Source organism: Puribacter membranae, from assembly GCF_055380425.1.
The window spans coordinates 1,560,734-1,577,990 of the sequence record NZ_AP040167.1 but is presented as its reverse complement, the minus strand read 5'-3'; the positions used below and the strand labels follow the sequence as shown (position 1 = coordinate 1,577,990).

Sequence of the window (17,257 nt, the reverse complement as noted above, 5' to 3'; positions counted from 1 at the left end):
ATGATTCAATGACTTTTTAGAAATCGGACGGGTTCCGTGTCTCTTTTTTACAGGATTAAACACCAATGTCAGAGTTTAAGCAAGCCATTGAGGCGCATTCGCACGTGACGTTGCATTACCGCTTGGCGGTTTTGGATGCCAATGGGCAGGAAATCAGCGATTTTTTAACGACGTTTAACGGCAATCCGGCAACGGTCGCCGTCGGTCAGGCACAGCTCGCGCCGTTTATGGAGGAGAAACTGCTGGGTTTGAGCGAGGGTGCGCATGAGGTATTTGACCTGGCGGCGGATGAGGCGTTTGGCGACTATAACTCGGAACTGCGCCAAGTGGTTTCGCGTCAGTTGTTGCTCGAGGGCAATCCGCAGGTAGATACTTTTGGCGAAGGCGATTTCGTGGAATTTGCCATGCCGAACGGTTACCGTATGAGCGGGCAATTCATGGGCTGGAACGACGATAAAAGTGGCGCGGTGGTGGATTTTAACCACCCATTGGCGGGCAAGCCATTGCGTTTAGAATTCAAAGTGATTGGGGTGTTGTGATGTCAGATAAATCATCCATGATGCAGGACGCATCTATTGTATTGGCACAGCCGCGCGGATTTTGCGCCGGTGTTGATCGCGCCATCAGCATTGTCGAGCGCGCATTGGAGCAATTCGGCGCGCCGATCTACGTGCGCCACGAAATCGTTCACAATAAATATGTTGTGGATGATTTGAAAAATAAAGGCGCGGTGTTTATCGAGGAGCTGCACGAAGCACCCGATGGCAGCACCGTGATTTTCTCCGCGCATGGCGTATCGCTGGCGGTGCGTGCCGAAGCGCAACGACGCGATTTGCATATTTTCGATGCGACGTGCCCGCTGGTGACCAAGGTGCACGTCGAGGTCAAGCGCATGCGCGAGCGTGGCTTTGAAATCATCATGATCGGCCACAAAGGACATCCGGAAGTGGAAGGCACGATGGGGCAGGTCGCGGACGGTATTTATTTGGTCGAAACCGAAGCGGACATCGCCAAATTGCAGGTGAAAACGCCGGATCATCTGGCCTACGTCACCCAGACCACGCTGTCGGTGGACGATACCAAGGGCGTGATTGAGGCGCTGAAAACCCGATTCCCGCTGATCACTGAGCCGAAAAAAGCGGACATTTGCTACGCCACGCAAAATCGCCAAGACGCAGTGAAAGTACTCGCGCCGCAGGTGGAGGTGGTGATCGTGGTGGGCAGTCCGAATAGCTCAAACTCGAATCGTCTGCGCGAGCTGGCCGAGAAAATGGGCGTGGCTTCGTATATGGTGGACAATGCGAATGATCTGCAACCGGCGTGGTTTGCCAATGCGCGTAAAATCGGCGTGACGGCCGGTGCGTCGGCACCGGAAGTGTTGGTCGAGTCGGTGCTGGATCGCATCAAAGAATTGGGCGCGCGCTCGGTCAGCGTGCTGGAGGGTGTCGAGGAATCCGTGCGTTTCCCGCTGCCCAAAGGTTTGAGCGGTTTGCAAAGCATTGAGGTGCGGGTCGAGTCGCTGTAATCCGTGCGCGTACCCCACCGATTTTCTATTTAATGATGCTGACGCTTCACCATCACCCCGCGTATATTCCCGCCATTCCGATGGCGGTTGAGGCGGGTGTTGCTGTACGCGCCGATGGATTTTTGGTTTTTTCGTTTCACTGCCGTTATCAACCGCACCCTCAATCCGATCAGCAGCGCGCAATCGGTATTGCGTTGCCAGCGCCAACTGCGCCCGTCGCGTGTGATAATCTGTGGCAGCATACCTGTTGCGAAGCCTTTGTTTCTGTGCCGGGCGCGGACGATTATTTTGAATTTAATTTTGCGCCTTCAGGCTGCTGGGCGGTGTATCGGTTCAATGATTATCGGATTCGGGATGAGTCTTTTCAGTGTTCGTCAGCGCCGAGCATCGCATTGAAACAGCATGCGCAGGGATTCGAACTGACGGCAACGGTTTCGCCCGCAGATTTGTTGTCTCGGTGGCCACAGCATCCAACGTGGCAGATCGGTTTGTCCGCCATTATGGAAACCACAGATCATCGCAAAAGCTATTGGGCCATTCGACACGATGAGCTTGAAAAGCCCGATTTTCATGTACGCACACAATTTTTATTACCCTTGCACGTATCAACATTGATAAACACACTATGAATTCAACCCTCAACACATCTCACCCTCAGAACACAGTATTTGGACTGGATCGACTGCTGTCCGACAGCGCTTTGCAGCGCGAGTTGCGCGGTCGCCGAGTGGCGCTTTTGGCGCATCCGGCGTCGGTCACGCCGGAGCTGGATCACGCCTTGGACGCATTGGCGAAAGTACCTGAAATCAAGCTGTCAGCGGCGTTTGGCCCGCAGCATGGTTTGCGCGGTGACAAACAGGACAATATGGTGGAGTCGCCTGATTACACCGATCCTGCGCATGGTATTCCTGTTTTTAGTCTGTATGGCGAAGTACGTCGGCCGACCGATGCGATGATGGCGAGCTTTGATGTGCTGTTGGTGGACTTGCAGGATTTGGGCTGTCGTATTTATACGTTTATCACGACCTTGCGCTATGTGCTGGAAGCTGCGGCGAAGCATGGTAAATCGGTTTGGATTTTGGATCGGCCGAATCCGGCGGGGCGTCCCGTTGAGGGGTTGAGCTTGCGCGCAGGTTGGGAAAGCTTTGTCGGTGCGGGCGAAATGCCGATGCGGCATGGTTTGACCTTGGGTGAATTGGCGCACTGGTTTGTGCGCACCTTCCATTTAGATGTGGATTATCGCGTGATTCCGATGCAGGGCTGGGATACGCAGTCGGCGCCGGATTATGGTTGGCCACAACACCAACGCAGCTGGATCAATCCGAGTCCGAATGCGCCGAATTTGTCGATGGCGCGCGCTTATGCGGGTACGGTGATGTTGGAGGGTACGATCTTGTCTGAAGGGCGCGGTACGACACGACCGTTGGAATTATTCGGTGCGCCAGATATCAATGCGCAGGCGGTCTTGGCGTATATGCAAAAAACCGCACCGCAGTGGTTAAACGGTTGTATTTTACGCACCTGCTGGTTTGAGCCAACCTTCCACAAACATCAAGGTCAACTGTGCCAAGGGATACAAATTCACGTCGATCATCCGGCGTACGATCATGAGGCGTTTCGCCCGTGGCGCTTGATGGCGTTGGCATTCAAAGCCATTCGCACGGTTCACCCAGACTATCCGCTGTGGCGTGATTTTGGGTATGAATACGAATTTGACCGCCTCGCCATTGATCTCATCAATGGCTCGCCACTGTTGCGCGAATGGGTGGATGATGCGACGACTACGCCTGCGGATTTGGAACATTTGGCAAGCGTGGACGAGGCGCGTTGGCTTAAAGAGACTGAGGAATTTAAGTTGTATCGGTAAGTGGGAGTTGAGCAGAAAGCGAGTCACATGATTACGCGGGGCTGCCCATCTTGATGATGTTGCGCCATCATCATTAATTTCAAAAGGAGTGTGTTATGCCTTTTCCCGAGGATGAGTTTAACTTGATGTGCGCGTTGAAAGGCGTGGGACCAACGGTGGTTCGACGCTTGGAGGAGTTGGGTTTTTCTTCCTTGCGTCAGCTGGTTGATGAAGACGCGGCGGTGATTACTCGCGCGATTTCTGAGCGCATGGGGTCAACTTGTTGGCACAATAGTCCGCAAGCACGTTCCGCCATTAATGCCATTATTGACTTGGCAAAAGAACAATCATGAATCCTTTAGCAACGGCTTATAACGCCATTCTTCATGTGCCATTTGGTGCGATCGGTGTGCGTTTGAATGACGCGCGTACGCATGTGCTGGAATTGGTGTATTTACCGTCGCACACACAGGAATTGGCGTCTGATTGTGATTTGGCTCAACGTGTGTGCCGACAGATTGAGTCGTATATTGCGAATCCATCGTTTCATTTCAATTTACCCTTGCAGGATCAGGGTACGGCATTTCAGAAAAAAGTTTGGCGCGTGATCAGCGGATTGGAAGCGGGGCAAGTGCTCACCTACAAACAAGTGGGGCAACTCATTCAATGCGGTGCGCCACGAGCAGTCGGCGGTGCGTGCGGCGCAAATCCATATCCGTTGATCGTGCCGTGCCACCGCGTGGTCGGTGCGAATGGCATTGGCGGTTTTGCACAGCATGATGATGGTTTTTATATCGGCGTGAAACGCTGGTTATTGGCACACGAGGGCATTGTGTACGAATAAATCACCGAAAACAGAGCAATAAAAAAACGGCAGAATGATCTGCCGTTTTTTTATATGAAGCGCAATCTTATGCGCTGGTTACTCGGTATTGTGCTTTCTGCCGGTGTGCATCCAGCTGATGATCATCGAGCTGCCAATGATCGCGCCGACGACGCCAAGCGAGACATTGGTCGGGATTTTGTAGATGTCCAGCAGCAACATTTTCGTACCGACGAACAGCAAGACGATGGCCAGACCGTATTTGAGCAGGTGAAAACGTTCGTTCCAGTCAGCCAGCAGGAAGTACAGCGCGCGCAAGCCCATGATCGCAAAAATATTCGAGGTGAACACGATGAACGGATCGGTGGTGATTGCGAAAATCGCCGGAATGCTGTCCACCGCGAAGATCAAATCCGAGAGCTCGACCATGAGTAACACCAAAAACAGTGGGGTGAACCACAGCACGCCGTTGATGCGCACGGTGAATTTTTCCTCGTGAAATTCATTGGTGATGCGTAAATGCGAGCGCAGCCATTTGAGCAACGGATTGTTGTTCAAATCGGATTCCTTATCGGCCATGAACAGCATTTTCAAACCGGTTAACAGCAAGAATCCGCCAAATACATACATCAGCCAGTGGAATTTGGTCACCAATGCGACGCCGGCAAAAATCATGATCGCACGCATGATGATTGCGCCCAACACACCGTAGAGCAACACGCGACGCTGATACTCAGGCGGTACGGCAAAGAAGCTGAAAATCATCAGGAATACAAAAATATTATCCACCGACAGCGATTTTTCAATCAGATAACCGGTGAAAAACTCCATGGTTTTATCTTTGGCAAAAGCAGGGTCGTGGCCTTGTTGCAGCAGATACCACCACAATGCGCCACCGAAAGCAAACGCCAGCAGAATCCAGACGATGGTCCAGGCGAGCGCTTCTTTTTGTGAGACGCGGTGCGCTTTTTTACCGCCTAAGCCCCACAGGTCAATGGCCAAAACAATTAAGACGAGGATGATAAAGCCGACCCACATCGTCGGCGTGCCAATGCTGGTTAAAGTCATAGCACCTCCGTGCGGTGAGGGAACGAGAATAGATGTGTGTGTTGCATGACAACTCCTGTTTCAAAAGGTTAGGTTTGAATGCGCTTCAGATGCGGAAACAGGTGTATGAGTGAGGATGTGTGAACTCGGATAAGTACATACGGCAAACTCTGACCTGTTGTCATCAGAAACAAGTCAAAGTCTTGCCCGCGTACGGTGTCACATGTGCTGTCACATCAAGGCATGGTTGCCGAGATGTGTCGCCATTTTTGAAAACAGCGAAACGTTGAACGCACAATACGCCGAGTGCGAAGAAAAAACAGCACTGTATTGACGACGCATTGCTTTAGGGGCTACTCCCTTTGATGACGAAATGATACTAAAGTTGATTAATTTAGTCAACTTTTAGGGGGCTTATTTTGGGTAAATGGTTCGGATGCGCGGCGGACTGTGGGATAATCGCCGCATGCTTTTTATTTTTGTTTATTACACATACTGAATAGCCATGCCATCTGCCATGCACCCCAACGATGAGGATTTAATCGACCAGTTCACCAGCCAACTGTGGCTGGCGCACGGCCTGAGCGAAAATACGCTCGCATCCTACGGCTCGGATATGCGGCAATTGGCGCGTTTTATGCACGTGCGACACCAATCGTTGGTGCAAGCGGACACGGCAGATTTACAGGCGTATTTGGCTGAATTGTTCACCAGCAAAACCGTCAAAAAAAGCACCTCCAGTAATCGCAAAATCAGTTGCTTCAAACGTTTTTACCAGTGGTTGTTGCAAAGCAATCTGCGCACGGACGATCCGACTGCGGGGCTGATGCTGGCCAAACCCACGGCACGCTTGCCGAAAAATCTGTCTGAGGCGCAAGTGGAGGCGCTGCTGGCCGCGCCCGATGCAACTGATTTGGGCGTGCGCAACCGCGCAATGCTGGAACTGATGTACGCCAGTGGTTTGCGCGTGTCCGAGCTGGTGGGCTTGCGTATGTTGGATGTGAGTCTGAACGACGGTGTGGTACGCGTGACGGGCAAGGGCAATAAAACCCGCTTGGTGCCGTTTGGCGAAGAGGCGGGCGAGACGCTCAAGCAGTATTTGGACACGGCGCGCATCGCGCTGCTGCGCGGACGCTCGTGCGATGAGGTGTTTGTCACCGCGCGCGGCAGTGCGATGACGCGGCAGATGTTTTGGCATGTGATTAAAAAATATGCGTTGTCGGCGGGCATTCCTGCGAGCCTGATTTCGCCGCATACGGTGCGTCATGCGTTTGCCACGCATTTGCTCAATCATGGGGCAGATTTGCGCGTGGTGCAAATGTTGTTGGGGCATGCGGATATATCGACCACGCAGATTTATACCTATGTGGCGCAGGAACGTTTGAAAAATGTGCATGCGCAACATCATCCACGCGGGCAATTATAAGGACGCATAAGGACGCGTGGAAAACCATGGCTCTCGACACAGACGATAGGGGCTTTCTGTCCTTAATCCATTCATAATCAACGGACTGCGCTGTGTTATGATGCGCGCGTTTGAATATGCGTTTAAACATATGCTTGAATATATGTTTGAGCGTGCGTCGTTGAACTTTTTATCACAAGGATTATTTTGGAAACCCTACACAGTTTGTTAACCTTGATGCTGCACATTGATCAGGAGTTGCGTTCTTTGATTTTGCAGTACGGTAACTATATTTACGCGATTTTGTTTGCGGTGGTCTTCGGTGAAACCGGCTTGGTAATTTTTCCGTTTTTGCCGGGCGATTCCTTATTATTTTTGGCGGGCGCCTTGTCTGCAGACGGATTGATGAATGCATGGGTGCTGACGTTTTTGTTAATTTCTGCCGCAGTGTTGGGCAATACCGTGAATTATTGGATTGGTCGAAAAGTCGGGAATAAGGCTTATGAAATCGACACGCCGTGGTTCTCGCATGAACATTTGCGTAAAACCCATGACTTTTATGAAAAGCATGGTGGTAAGGCCTTGGTCATCGCGCGGTTTTTGCCGGTGATTCGTACTTTCGTGCCGTTTGTGGCCGGTATCTCGAATATGACTATGGCGAAGTTTCAACGTTGGAATATCATCGGCGCGGTGCTTTGGGTCATTACCTTTGTGTGGGGTGGTTATTTCTTTGGCTCGCTGGAGGTCAATCTGTTTGGCTATCATATTGCGGTTCGCGATCATTTGAGCACGATCGCTTTGGTTGGTTTCGCCGCAGCATTTGTCCCCGTGGTTTCTGGTGTGTTGTGGCGGTTGTTCACCCACAAATCAAGCAAGCAGAATAAGACTCAGAATGTCGTTTCTAAAGAAGGGGTGAAATAAGTAAGTTTCATTCGCCATACGCAGCAAAATAAGCCCGAAACCGCGCCATGCGATTCGGGCTTATTTATTGTTGCGCACATTTGCGGAATTTTGCATCAATAACGCACCACGCCATGACAAAAAGTGGCGAAATTGTGCAATTTCGGCTTGCTTTTCATCAAGGGCTGAATAATAATCTCGCCATGTCGCGTTTGCTGTACTGGTCAATTAAACACGACACTTTAACTATATTTATATGATTAAGTATTTATTTTGTACTTGAATCTAACTTTTGGAGAAAACTGATGCACAACATGTTTAAATTATTGCCTTTGACCGCCGCAATTGCTTTGGCAGCTTGTGGCGGCGGCGCAGATAAAGCAGCAGGCGGCGCAGCCGCTGGCGGCGACAGCGCCTGTGGTAAATTGGCGGCTGACGAAGTCTGCGTAAAAATCGGTAGCGGTGCACCGAAAACCGGCGGTATCGCACACTTGGGCAAAGACAATGAAAACGGCGTACAACTGGCCGTGAACGAAATCAATGCCAAAGGCAATTTGGTTATCGGCGGTAAAAAAGTGAAATTGGCCATGGTCGGTGAAGACGACGCGGGCGATCCGAAGCAAGGTCCTGTGGTAGCGCAAAAACTGGTGGATGCTAAAGTCGTGGGCGTGGTGGGTCACTTGAACTCAGGCGTTTCTATCCCAGCGAACAGCGTTTATGCTACAGCCGGCTTGGTACAGGTTTCTCCTTCTTCAACCAACCCTGACTACACCCTCAAAGGCAACAAAACTCCTAAAGGTTCTGTTAGCTCATATCGCGTAGTGGCGACCGATGCGCAACAAGGTCCTGCATTGGCTAAATACATGTTGGGTAAAGGCGGCAAAACCATTGCGGTTTTGGATGACGCGACTCAATACGGTAAAGGTTTGGCCGATCAAGTGGAAAAAACCATGAAAGAGGGCGGCGCTACTGTGGCCATCCGCGAAGCGGCAACCGACAAAACCACCGACTTCAAAGCTGTGTTGACCAAAATCAAAGGCTTGAATCCGGACTTCGTATTCTGGGGCGGTATGGACGACACCGCAGCGACATTGGTCAAACAAATGAAAGAGTTGGGCTTGACTGCGAAATTGGTTGCGGCTGATGGCGCGTGTACCGATAAATTCGTTGAGTTGTCCGCTGCAGCTGGTAAAGGTACTGTTTGCTCGGTAGCCGGTATGCCTTTGGAAAAAATGGCTAAAGGCAAAGACTTTGTTGCCAACTACGAAAAAGCTTTCCCAGGTCAAAAAGTTCAGATTTATTCTCCATTCTCCTATGACGCTACTTATGCGATTGTAGAAGCAATGAAGGTTGCTAACTCAACTGACCCAGAAGCGATTGCTGCGGCAATGCAAAAAGTCAACTTCGAAGGTCTGATTGGTCAAATCGCATTTGATCAAATCGGTGACATCAAAGGTGGTGCAATCTCCATTTTTGAAGTAAAAGACAAGTTGGAAGTTGTTGACATCATTAAGTAATATCTCCAAATAACCCCAGCATTGAATAATGCTGGGGTTCTCCATTGAGCTTGAATTTGTGTTCAGGGCTTTGGGGCAGAGGCGATTCACCGTTATTATTTTTAGATGGGATTTTTGCAAGGGCTGGGTAGAGACAACAACATAATAATTTTTGTCCCGTCACCCGTTCCACATTTCTTTGCAACAGTCTGTATCACACACAAATCACGACGATATGCTCGCCATATCATAGGGTTTTTATTAAAAAAAGAGGAGTGCGACGATGAGTGCATTCGATCTGTTTATACAACAGTTCATTAATGGCATGATTAAGGGGAGCTTGTACGCCATGATTGCCCTGGGATATACCATGGTATATGGTATTTTGGGCATCATTAACTTTTCCCACGGTGAAGTATTCATGATCGGCGCGATGGTGGCGATGACGGTTACTACTTTACTGGTCAAAGCGGGCTTGGGGCCCGTGCTTGCGTTATTGATCGCGACCTTGGCCGCGATGGTGGCATGTATGATCACCAGCTTCTTGGTTGAGCGTTTGGCCTATCGTCCGTTGCGTCATGCGCCGAAATTGGCGCCGCTGATCACCGCAATCGGTGTGTCTTTCATTTTGCAAGCTTTGGCCATGCAGTTTTGGGGGCGTGAGCATTTCCCATTCCCTGATGTATTCCCTGCAGATCGCATCAATTTGTTTGGCAATGTCGGTATCACCATGCGTGAGATTATCATCATGATTGTGTCGGTGATTATGATGGGCGGCCTGTTTGTTTTGGTGAACCATACCAAGCTGGGTCGGGCGATGCGCGCGACTTCTGAGAATGTGAATGTAACCGCTTTAATGGGCGTGAATCCAAACCGCGTTATTTCTGCTACCTTCATGATTGGTGCGGCTTTGGCTGCGGTGGCGGGTATTTTGTTCGCTTCGAATTATGGTGGCAAAGTGCATTTTTATATGGGCTTTATCCCGGGGATGAAGGCATTTATCGCGGCGGTTTTGGGCGGTATTGGCAATATTCCGGGTGCATTGGTCGGTGGTTTGGCTTTGGGGCTGGTCGAGGCGATGGGCGCAGGCTATATCAGTGCGGAGTATGAAGACGTATTCGCGTTTGTCGTACTGGTGGTGGTGCTGATTTTCCGTCCGTCCGGGTTGTTGGGTCAACGTGTCGCAGACCGCGCTTAAGTCGAGGAGGATATGATGGGATTTTTACGAAAATTAAGCCCGAAAGACTCCATGATTGGGGTGATTTTGTGCATTGTTTTGTTGGCTGTTTTGCCATTTATCGCCCGAGAGTTGGGTGGTACGACTTGGGTGCGCATTATTGATATGGCTTTGCTGTATGTCATGCTGGCGCTGGGTTTGAATATTGTGGTGGGTTTTGCCGGTCTGTTGGACTTGGGTTACATTGCGTTTTATGCGGTGGGTGCGTACATGGTGGCTTTGCTGTCATCGTCGCATTTGTCGGATAACTTTGCATTTTTTCAGCAACATTTCCCTGATGGCTTGCATATTCCGCTGCTGGTGATTATTCCACTGGGCGCTGGTTTGGCGGCGATTGCTGGGATTATGCTCGGTACGCCGATTTTGAAATTGCGTGGCGATTATCTGGCGCTCGTGACTTTGGGCTTTGGTGAAATCATCCGTATTTTCATGAACAACTTGGGTAAAAACGAGTTCAACTTGACCAACGGTCCGCGTGGGATTAATCGTATTGATCCCGTGAGTATCTTTGGCTATCCGTTGGATAAAACGTTAACCATTGGCGGTATTCAGTTCACCAAGGAATTTTTGTACTACTACTTATTCCTAATTTTGGCTGCGGTCACAATCTTTGTTTGCTATCGTTTGCAATACTCTCGCTTGGGTCGTGCGTGGATGGCGCTGCGTGAGGATGATATTGCGGCCAAGGCGATGGGTATTAACGTGCGTAACGTGAAATTGCTGGCCTTCTCCTTGGGCGCTACCTTCGGCGGTGTGGCGGGCGGTATGTTCGCAGCGTTCCAAGGCTTCATTTCACCGGAATCGTTCTCGTTCATGGAGTCGATCGTGGTGCTGACCATGGTGGTTTTGGGCGGTATGGGGCACATTCCGGGCGTGGTTTTGGGTGCGGTCGTGCTGTATTTCTTGCCCGAGTTTCTGCGCTTTACCGTTGAGCCGATGCAAAAGGCGGTGTTTGGTAAATTGTTGATCGATACCGCGATTTTGCGTCAGTTGATTTTGGGCTTGTGTATGGTGTTGATCATGTTGTTCCGTCCGAAAGGATTGTGGCCAACGCCGGAGCGCAATGATAAAAAAGATGACGACATCAGCAAAAATGTCGCCAATAAACCCAAAACCGTCGCGTGAAGGAGAGAATGATGAGTCAAAACAATGTCATGCTCTCAGTGAAGGGCGTACATAAAAGCTTCGGTGGCTTGAAAGCCTTGTCCGATGTGGGCATCGAAGTGAAGAAAAATACCGTGTATGGCCTGATTGGGCCAAACGGTGCCGGTAAAACCACATTTTTTAACGTAATCACCGGTCTGTACGAGCCGGATCAAGGCGAATTTATTTTGGATGGCAAGCCGTACGAGCCGACCGCGGTGCATGAAGTGGCCAAAGCCGGTATTGCGCGTACCTTCCAAAACATCCGCTTATTCGGTCAAATGACGGCGGTCGAAAACGTCATGGTCGGGCGTCATGTGCGCACGCACGGTGGTGTGCTCGGCTCGATTTTGGGCTTGAAATCCGTGCGCGATGAAGAAAAAGCGATTCGTGCGCGTGCGATGGAATTGCTCGACTATGTGGGCGTGGGCAAATACCACGACTACGTGGCGAAAAATCTGTCCTACGGTCATCAACGCCGCTTGGAAATCGCCCGCGCTTTGGCGACTGAACCGAAATTATTGGCTTTGGATGAACCGGCAGCGGGGATGAACGCGACCGAGAAAGTCGAGTTGACCCAATTGTTGCGCAAAATCAGCAATGACGGCGTGACGATTTTAATTATCGAACACGATGTGAAACTGGTTATGGGCTTGTGCGACGAAATGACCGTATTGGATTACGGCAAAATTTTGGCACAAGGTCTGCCTGAAAATGTGCGTAAAGATCCGAAAGTGATCGAGGCGTATTTGGGAGGGCATCACGCATGAGTACAGCTATGAATACAAATCAACAACCTTTATTGAGCATCAAAGGTCTGCAAGTGGCCTACGGCGGTATCCAAGCGGTCAAAGGCGTGGATATGGATGTGTATCAAGGTGAACTGGTCACGCTGATCGGTGCGAATGGCGCGGGCAAAACGACGACGCTCAAGGCATTGATGGGCTTGCTGCCGTACAAAAACGGTGACATCAGTTTCCAAGGCAAATCGATCAAAGGCATCCCGACGTGGGAATTGCTCAAGCAAGGTTTGGTCATGGTTCCGGAGGGGCGTGGTGTATTCGCACGCATGACCATCGTGGAAAACCTGCAAATGGGCGCGTATTTGCACGACGACAAAGCGGCGTTTGATCGCGGTGTGGACTATGCGTTTACCACATTCCCACGATTGAAAGAGCGTGCGAACCAATTGGCCGGTACGATGTCCGGTGGTGAGCAGCAAATGTTGGCGATGGCGCGTGCGCTGATGAGCCAACCGAAGCTGTTGATCCTCGATGAGCCGTCTATGGGCTTGTCGCCTGTGTTGACCGAAACTATTTTCCAAGTGATTGATAAAGTGTCCAAAGAGGGCATGACCGTAATCTTGGTGGAACAAAACGCGAATCTGGCGCTGCAAGCGGCAGACCGTGGCTATGTGATGGATTCGGGCAATATGATTATGACCGGTGATGCGCAGGCATTGCTCAGCGATCCGAAGGTTCAAGAGGCCTATCTGGGCGCTTGATCTTTGATAGATTCAAGTCTGATTGGTCAACAAAACCCCCACCTGTTTGTGGGGGTTTTGCTTATTGGGGAGCGACGAGGTGCTGTTCATGAACAAACGTTGTTTTTTGGCATAAACCCAAACAACAACACGGTTAATGATAATAATTTGCATTTATATCAAGGCGCGCTTGCGCTATAATAGCGTCGAAAATAACCTTGGCGTTACAGAGGGTATTGCGCGGATTGATGGTTCGTTGGATCGTTCTGGTTGATTATTCTGCTTCATGCACTTGCTCGCATTCAATCACCGAAGAAGGCCGCCTTTACCTCGACTGACCTCTCGTAATGCCACCATTATGTAAGCACCACATGCCTGCTGGCAGCAAGCGACTATGACTTCATTACTCAATTTAAACCAAGCGCCGGTTGGTCAGGATCTGATCATCCGACAACTGCGCGTGCCTACCGATGCGCGCGATTGGCAACCGTGGCTGGAGGAAATCGGCTTTTTACAAGGTGAACACGTCACCGTTCGTCGGCGCTCACTGCTGCGCAAAGGCGCGGTGGTGGTGCGCATCGGTCACTCGACCTTTGCGTTGCATCCCGAGGAGGCCGCGTGCATTTGGGTAGACGTGCTGGATCATGATGCAAATACAGACTCTGTCGAACCGAATTCCGAAAGCCGCGTATGACCGAACAAACGATTCATTTATTTCCCAGCGGTGCTTTGGTTGCCTTGGTGGGCAATCCCAATTGCGGCAAGACCGCGATTTTTAATGCTTTGACTGGCAGCCGTCAAAAAGTAGCGAACTACGCCGGTGTCACGGTAGAGCGCAAAGAAGGGCGCTTTACCGCGCCGTCTGGACAAACCCTGCGTATTCTCGATTTGCCCGGCACCTACAGCCTGTATCCGCGCTCACCCGATGAGCAGGTGACGTGCGATGTGCTGGCGGGCAAAGCGCGTGGTGAGAAACGTCCCGATTATGTGGTCTGCGTGCTGAATGCGACCAATTTGCGCCGAGGTTTGCGTCTGGTGTTGTCGGTACAACGTTTGGGCATCCCGATGATCGTCGCGTTGAATATGAGCGATGTGGCGAAACGACGCGGTATCACGATTGATAAAGCGGTATTGAGTCGTCGTCTCGGTGTGCCTGTGGTGGAAACGGTCGGAGTGAAAAACGGTGGCGTGGGCGAATTGGTCACGGTTTTATCGGATGTGAAACAGCTCACGCCGCCGCCCGCGCATCCGCTTCATCAGCATGCAGAGCATGGGGGCGACCTACGCGTAGCCTCGCACGAGAATCCTCATACAGAACATCATGACGATCAGGCGCAGGTACGCACGATTTTGCGCGAATTGAATTTGGAACAAGCCATGCCGATGACACTTTCGGATCAGATTGATCGCTGGGTGTTGCATCCGCTGTTCGGCTCGGTCACGCTGGCTTTGTTGCTGTTTGTGATTTTCCAAGCGGTTTTTTCGTGGTCTGAATGGCCGATGGGTTTGATCGAAACGGCTACCACGACGGTTGGCGAGTGGCTCGGCGGTTTGTTGCCTGACGGCATCTTGCGCAGCTTTGTGGTGGATGGCTTGGTGGCCGGTGTCGGCGGGGTATTGGTGTTTTTGCCGCAGATCATCGTGCTGTTTTTCTTTATTTTGCTGTTGGAGGAAACGGGCTATTTGCCGCGCGCGGCGCTGCTGCTCGATCGCGTGATGGGGACGGTGGGTCTGTCGGGACGCTCGTTTATTCCGCTGCTTTCGAGCTTTGCCTGCGCGATTCCGGGGATCATGGCGACGCGTACGATTGCCAATCCGCGCGATCGTTTGGTGACGATTTTGATTGCGCCGCTGATGACCTGCTCGGCGCGGCTGCCGGTATATGCCTTGCTGATCGGTGCGTTTATTCCGGCGCGTGAGTTCGGCTGGGGTGTAAACGCGCAGGGCGTGGCTTTGTTCATCCTATATTTCGCGGGCATTATCGGTGCGTTTGTGGTGGCGTGGGTGTTGCAGTGGTTTGGGCAAAACAAACACCGTCGCACCTTGATGCTGGAGTTGCCGGATTATCATGCGCCGAGTTGGAAAAACTTATTGCTCGGTCTGTGGCAACGCGTGGCGATCTTTTTGCGTCGGGTCGGTGGCATTATTTTGACCTTGACCGTTATCATGTGGTTTTTGGCTTCGTTCCCAACCGCGCCGGATGGCGCGACGGGGCCGGCGATTGAGTACAGCTTCGCCGGTATGATCGGCCATGTGCTCAATTATGTGTTCGCGCCTATTGGTTTTAATTGGCAAATCAGTGTGGCGCTGATTCCCGGATTGGCGGCGCGTGAGGTGCTGGTCAGCGCGCTGGGCACGGTGTATTCGATCGCAGGCGATGATGCGGGTGCTGCACTGTCGTCCATCATTGCACAGCAGTGGTCGCTGGCGACGGCGTATTCACTTTTGGCGTGGTTTGTGTTCGCGCCGCAGTGTTTGTCGACGATTGCGGCGATCAAGCGCGAAACCGGCGGCTGGAAAATGCCGTTGATCACGATGGGATATTTGTTCGTGCTGGCGTATTTGGCCTCGTTCATCACTTATCGTGTTGCACTTGCGTGGTTGTAAGCTCAAAAGTGGTGCCATTTGTACACGTATCGGGTCACTATCAGCAGGGTTCTGACGTCTGTCATGTCTTTGAAACAGGCGAGTGTGGTAAAATAAGCGGTTAATTTAAATTGGTTCACGCCCGTCGTGAACGAACCCTGCAAAGTGAACGATATGCACAAAATCCGTAGAAATTTCCCCGTTTGGACGCCGCATGTGACTGTGGCCGCTGTGGTTGAACGCATGTTTGGCGACGAAAAGCGCTTTTTGATGGTGCGCGAAGAAACCCGTCGCGGCGTCAAAATCAATCAACCCGCCGGACACTGGGAGGCCAACGAAAGCCTGATCGAGGCGGTTCAACGCGAAGTTTTGGAAGAGTCCGGTTACGCCTTTGTACCCAGTGCACTGCTCGGCATTTATGTATCGGATCGCTGGGACAAAGATATCACCTATTTGCGTTTCACCTTCATCGGTACAGTCAGCGAAAATGCCGTGTCACATGATTTGGATGTAGGCATCATCGGCGCGGAATGGCTGACCTACGACGAAATCATGGCCAACGAATCCATGCATCGCAACAAAATCGTGGCGCAATGTCTGCGCGATTATCAAGCCGGTCGCCGCCTTGATTTAGAGCAGTTGACCGATTTACGAGGACAATAAAATGAGCAAGCCGCGCGTCGTCGTGGGCATGTCAGGCGGTGTGGACTCATCCGTCACCGCGTGGTTGCTCAAACAACAGGGTTACGAGGTCATCGGTCTTTTCATGAAAAACTGGGAAGACGATGACGACTCCGAGTACTGCTCCTCGCGGCAGGACTGGATTGATGCCGCATCGGTCGCCGATACCGTCGGTGTGGACATCGAAGCGGTCAACTTCGCCGCCGAATACAAAGACCGCGTATTTGCCGAATTTCTGCGCGAATACAGCGCAGGACGCACCCCGAATCCCGACGTGCTGTGCAACGCCGAAATCAAATTCAAAGCCTTTCTCGACTACGCCATGAGCCTCGGCGCGGAGCTGATCGCCACCGGCCACTATGCGCGCGTGCGCGAAGTGAATGGCCACTATCAACTGCTCAAAGGCTTGGACGCGAGCAAAGACCAGAGCTACTTTCTGCATCGTCTGAATCAAGCGCAGTTGTCCAAAACCCTGTTTCCGCTGGGCGAAATGCCGAAAACCCAAGTGCGCGATATCGCGCATCAGCTCGGCCTGTCCAATGCCGCGAAAAAAGACTCCACCGGCATTTGCTTCATCGGCGAGCGTCCATTCCGCGATTTTCTCAATCGCTACTTGCCGACGCATCCAGGACCGATGAAAACGCTGGACGGACGCACCGTCGGCGAGCACGTCGGTCTGTCGTTCTATACCTACGGACAACGCAAGGGCATCGGTATCGGTGGCGACAAAAAAGGCACCGGCGAGCCGTGGTTTGCTGCGCACAAAGACATTGAAAACAACATTCTCTACGTTGCGCAAGGGCACGACCATCCGGCCTTATTGTCCACGCAGTTGCACGCCGAAGACGCCTCATGGATCGCCGGTCATGCGCCGCAGAATTTGGATATTGCCGCCAAAACCCGCTACCGTCAGAGCGATGCGCCGTGCCGATTGACCGTGCAGGATGCGCAACACTTCACCCTCAATTTCCCCGAGCCGCAGTGGGCGGTCACTCCGGGGCAATACGCCGTGCTGTATGATGGTGAGGTGTGTTTGGGCGGCGGGGTAATTGCATCGGCAAATGCGGATTTATCTCCACTTTGAC

General features: G+C 51.6%; 18 protein-coding genes. 17 read left to right on the top strand and 1 reads right to left on the bottom strand.

All coding sequences use genetic code 11. The features are described from left to right. Positions 1-65 precede the first annotated feature (65 nt). The 6 genes from ACZ41M_RS07610 to ACZ41M_RS07585 all read left to right on the top strand — a co-directional run bounded on the left by ACZ41M_RS07610 (position 66) and on the right by ACZ41M_RS07585 (position 4,215). Positions 66-539 carry an FKBP-type peptidyl-prolyl cis-trans isomerase gene (locus ACZ41M_RS07610; protein ID WP_464731733.1) on the top strand — a complete coding sequence of 158 codons (474 nt, stop codon included), beginning with the start codon at positions 66-68 and terminating at the stop codon, positions 537-539. Further along, on the top strand, positions 539-1,525 hold the full coding sequence (ispH, locus tag ACZ41M_RS07605; protein ID WP_464731734.1) for a 4-hydroxy-3-methylbut-2-enyl diphosphate reductase: 987 nt from the start codon (positions 539-541) through the stop codon (positions 1,523-1,525). Before ACZ41M_RS07610 ends, ispH begins: the two co-directional genes overlap by 1 nt. Before the next feature lie 32 nt (positions 1,526-1,557). After that, positions 1,558-2,154 (top strand): DOMON-like domain-containing protein, encoded by a 597-nt coding sequence (locus tag ACZ41M_RS07600; RefSeq protein ID WP_464731735.1) that lies wholly within the window; start codon positions 1,558-1,560, stop codon positions 2,152-2,154. Then, positions 2,151-3,392 carry an exo-beta-N-acetylmuramidase NamZ family protein gene (locus tag ACZ41M_RS07595; protein WP_464731736.1) on the top strand — a complete coding sequence of 414 codons (1,242 nt, stop codon included), beginning with the start codon at positions 2,151-2,153 and terminating at the stop codon, positions 3,390-3,392. The genes ACZ41M_RS07600 and ACZ41M_RS07595 overlap by 4 nt, the downstream gene beginning before the upstream one ends. 95 nt (positions 3,393-3,487) lie before the next feature. Then, complete coding sequence (locus ACZ41M_RS07590; protein WP_464731737.1) at positions 3,488-3,724, top strand: helix-hairpin-helix domain-containing protein; 237 nt, start codon at positions 3,488-3,490, stop codon at positions 3,722-3,724. Next, positions 3,721-4,215 (top strand): methylated-DNA--[protein]-cysteine S-methyltransferase, encoded by a 495-nt coding sequence (locus ACZ41M_RS07585; protein ID WP_464731738.1) that lies wholly within the window; start codon positions 3,721-3,723, stop codon positions 4,213-4,215. Before ACZ41M_RS07590 ends, ACZ41M_RS07585 begins: the two co-directional genes overlap by 4 nt. A gap of 78 nt (positions 4,216-4,293) precedes the next feature. On the opposite strand, the gene ACZ41M_RS07580 is transcribed toward ACZ41M_RS07585, so the two are convergent. Continuing rightward, a complete protein-coding gene (locus ACZ41M_RS07580) occupies positions 4,294-5,262 on the bottom strand; it encodes a TerC family protein (RefSeq protein ID WP_464731739.1) in 969 nt (322 codons plus the stop codon). A gap of 484 nt (positions 5,263-5,746) precedes the next feature. On the opposite strand from ACZ41M_RS07580, the gene xerD reads away from it, so the two are divergent. From xerD to mnmA, 11 genes are all read left to right on the top strand, one after another. Beyond that, complete coding sequence (xerD, locus tag ACZ41M_RS07575) at positions 5,747-6,667, top strand: site-specific tyrosine recombinase XerD (RefSeq protein WP_464731740.1); 921 nt, start codon at positions 5,747-5,749, stop codon at positions 6,665-6,667. Positions 6,668-6,853: 186 nt separating this feature from the next. After that, positions 6,854-7,567, top strand: coding sequence for a VTT domain-containing protein (locus ACZ41M_RS07570; RefSeq protein ID WP_464731741.1), 714 nt, complete (start codon positions 6,854-6,856; stop codon positions 7,565-7,567). Positions 7,568-7,848: 281 nt separating this feature from the next. Beyond that, positions 7,849-9,063: a branched-chain amino acid ABC transporter substrate-binding protein gene (locus ACZ41M_RS07565; RefSeq protein ID WP_464732179.1), complete on the top strand. Its 1,215-nt coding sequence runs from the start codon at positions 7,849-7,851 to the stop codon at positions 9,061-9,063. Positions 9,064-9,325: 262 nt separating this feature from the next. Then, positions 9,326-10,240, top strand: coding sequence for a branched-chain amino acid ABC transporter permease (locus ACZ41M_RS07560; RefSeq protein WP_464731742.1), 915 nt, complete (start codon positions 9,326-9,328; stop codon positions 10,238-10,240). Positions 10,241-10,252: 12 nt separating this feature from the next. After that, positions 10,253-11,404, top strand: a complete 1,152-nt coding sequence (locus ACZ41M_RS07555) for an ABC transporter permease subunit (RefSeq protein ID WP_464731743.1) — start codon at positions 10,253-10,255, stop codon at positions 11,402-11,404. Between the two features lie 11 nt (positions 11,405-11,415). Then, on the top strand, positions 11,416-12,192 hold the full coding sequence (locus ACZ41M_RS07550) for an ABC transporter ATP-binding protein (RefSeq protein WP_464731744.1): 777 nt from the start codon (positions 11,416-11,418) through the stop codon (positions 12,190-12,192). A gap of 8 nt (positions 12,193-12,200) precedes the next feature. Next, entirely contained in the window at positions 12,201-12,926 is a 726-nt protein-coding gene (locus tag ACZ41M_RS07545; RefSeq protein WP_464731745.1) for an ABC transporter ATP-binding protein, read from the top strand. Positions 12,927-13,299: 373 nt separating this feature from the next. Continuing rightward, complete coding sequence (locus ACZ41M_RS07540) at positions 13,300-13,599, top strand: FeoA family protein (RefSeq protein WP_464731746.1); 300 nt, start codon at positions 13,300-13,302, stop codon at positions 13,597-13,599. Next, positions 13,596-15,512 carry a ferrous iron transport protein B gene (gene feoB, locus ACZ41M_RS07535; protein ID WP_464731747.1) on the top strand — a complete coding sequence of 639 codons (1,917 nt, stop codon included), beginning with the start codon at positions 13,596-13,598 and terminating at the stop codon, positions 15,510-15,512. Before ACZ41M_RS07540 ends, feoB begins: the two co-directional genes overlap by 4 nt. Before the next feature lie 153 nt (positions 15,513-15,665). Beyond that, complete coding sequence (locus ACZ41M_RS07530; RefSeq protein ID WP_464731748.1) at positions 15,666-16,154, top strand: NUDIX hydrolase; 489 nt, start codon at positions 15,666-15,668, stop codon at positions 16,152-16,154. 1 nt (position 16,155) lies between these two features. Further along, positions 16,156-17,256: a tRNA 2-thiouridine(34) synthase MnmA gene (gene mnmA / locus ACZ41M_RS07525; protein WP_464731749.1), complete on the top strand. Its 1,101-nt coding sequence runs from the start codon at positions 16,156-16,158 to the stop codon at positions 17,254-17,256. The last annotated feature ends 1 nt before the right edge of the window (position 17,257 follow it).

Coding starts and splice junctions, on each gene's coding strand:
- ACZ41M_RS07600 (WP_464731735.1), top strand. CDS start 1,558: ATGATGCTGACGCTTCACCATCACCCCGCGTATATTCCCGCCATTCCG.
- ACZ41M_RS07595 (WP_464731736.1), top strand. CDS start 2,151: ATGAATTCAACCCTCAACACATCTCACCCTCAGAACACAGTATTTGGA.
- ACZ41M_RS07540 (WP_464731746.1), top strand. CDS start 13,300: ATGACTTCATTACTCAATTTAAACCAAGCGCCGGTTGGTCAGGATCTG.
- feoB (WP_464731747.1), top strand. CDS start 13,596: ATGACCGAACAAACGATTCATTTATTTCCCAGCGGTGCTTTGGTTGCC.
- ACZ41M_RS07590 (WP_464731737.1), top strand. CDS start 3,488: ATGCCTTTTCCCGAGGATGAGTTTAACTTGATGTGCGCGTTGAAAGGC.
- ACZ41M_RS07555 (WP_464731743.1), top strand. CDS start 10,253: ATGATGGGATTTTTACGAAAATTAAGCCCGAAAGACTCCATGATTGGG.
- ACZ41M_RS07545 (WP_464731745.1), top strand. CDS start 12,201: ATGAATACAAATCAACAACCTTTATTGAGCATCAAAGGTCTGCAAGTG.
- ACZ41M_RS07580 (WP_464731739.1), bottom strand. CDS start 5,262: ATGACTTTAACCAGCATTGGCACGCCGACGATGTGGGTCGGCTTTATC.
- ACZ41M_RS07585 (WP_464731738.1), top strand. CDS start 3,721: ATGAATCCTTTAGCAACGGCTTATAACGCCATTCTTCATGTGCCATTT.
- xerD (WP_464731740.1), top strand. CDS start 5,747: ATGCCATCTGCCATGCACCCCAACGATGAGGATTTAATCGACCAGTTC.
- ACZ41M_RS07560 (WP_464731742.1), top strand. CDS start 9,326: ATGAGTGCATTCGATCTGTTTATACAACAGTTCATTAATGGCATGATT.
- ACZ41M_RS07610 (WP_464731733.1), top strand. CDS start 66: ATGTCAGAGTTTAAGCAAGCCATTGAGGCGCATTCGCACGTGACGTTG.
- ispH (WP_464731734.1), top strand. CDS start 539: ATGTCAGATAAATCATCCATGATGCAGGACGCATCTATTGTATTGGCA.
- ACZ41M_RS07550 (WP_464731744.1), top strand. CDS start 11,416: ATGAGTCAAAACAATGTCATGCTCTCAGTGAAGGGCGTACATAAAAGC.
- ACZ41M_RS07530 (WP_464731748.1), top strand. CDS start 15,666: ATGCACAAAATCCGTAGAAATTTCCCCGTTTGGACGCCGCATGTGACT.
- mnmA (WP_464731749.1), top strand. CDS start 16,156: ATGAGCAAGCCGCGCGTCGTCGTGGGCATGTCAGGCGGTGTGGACTCA.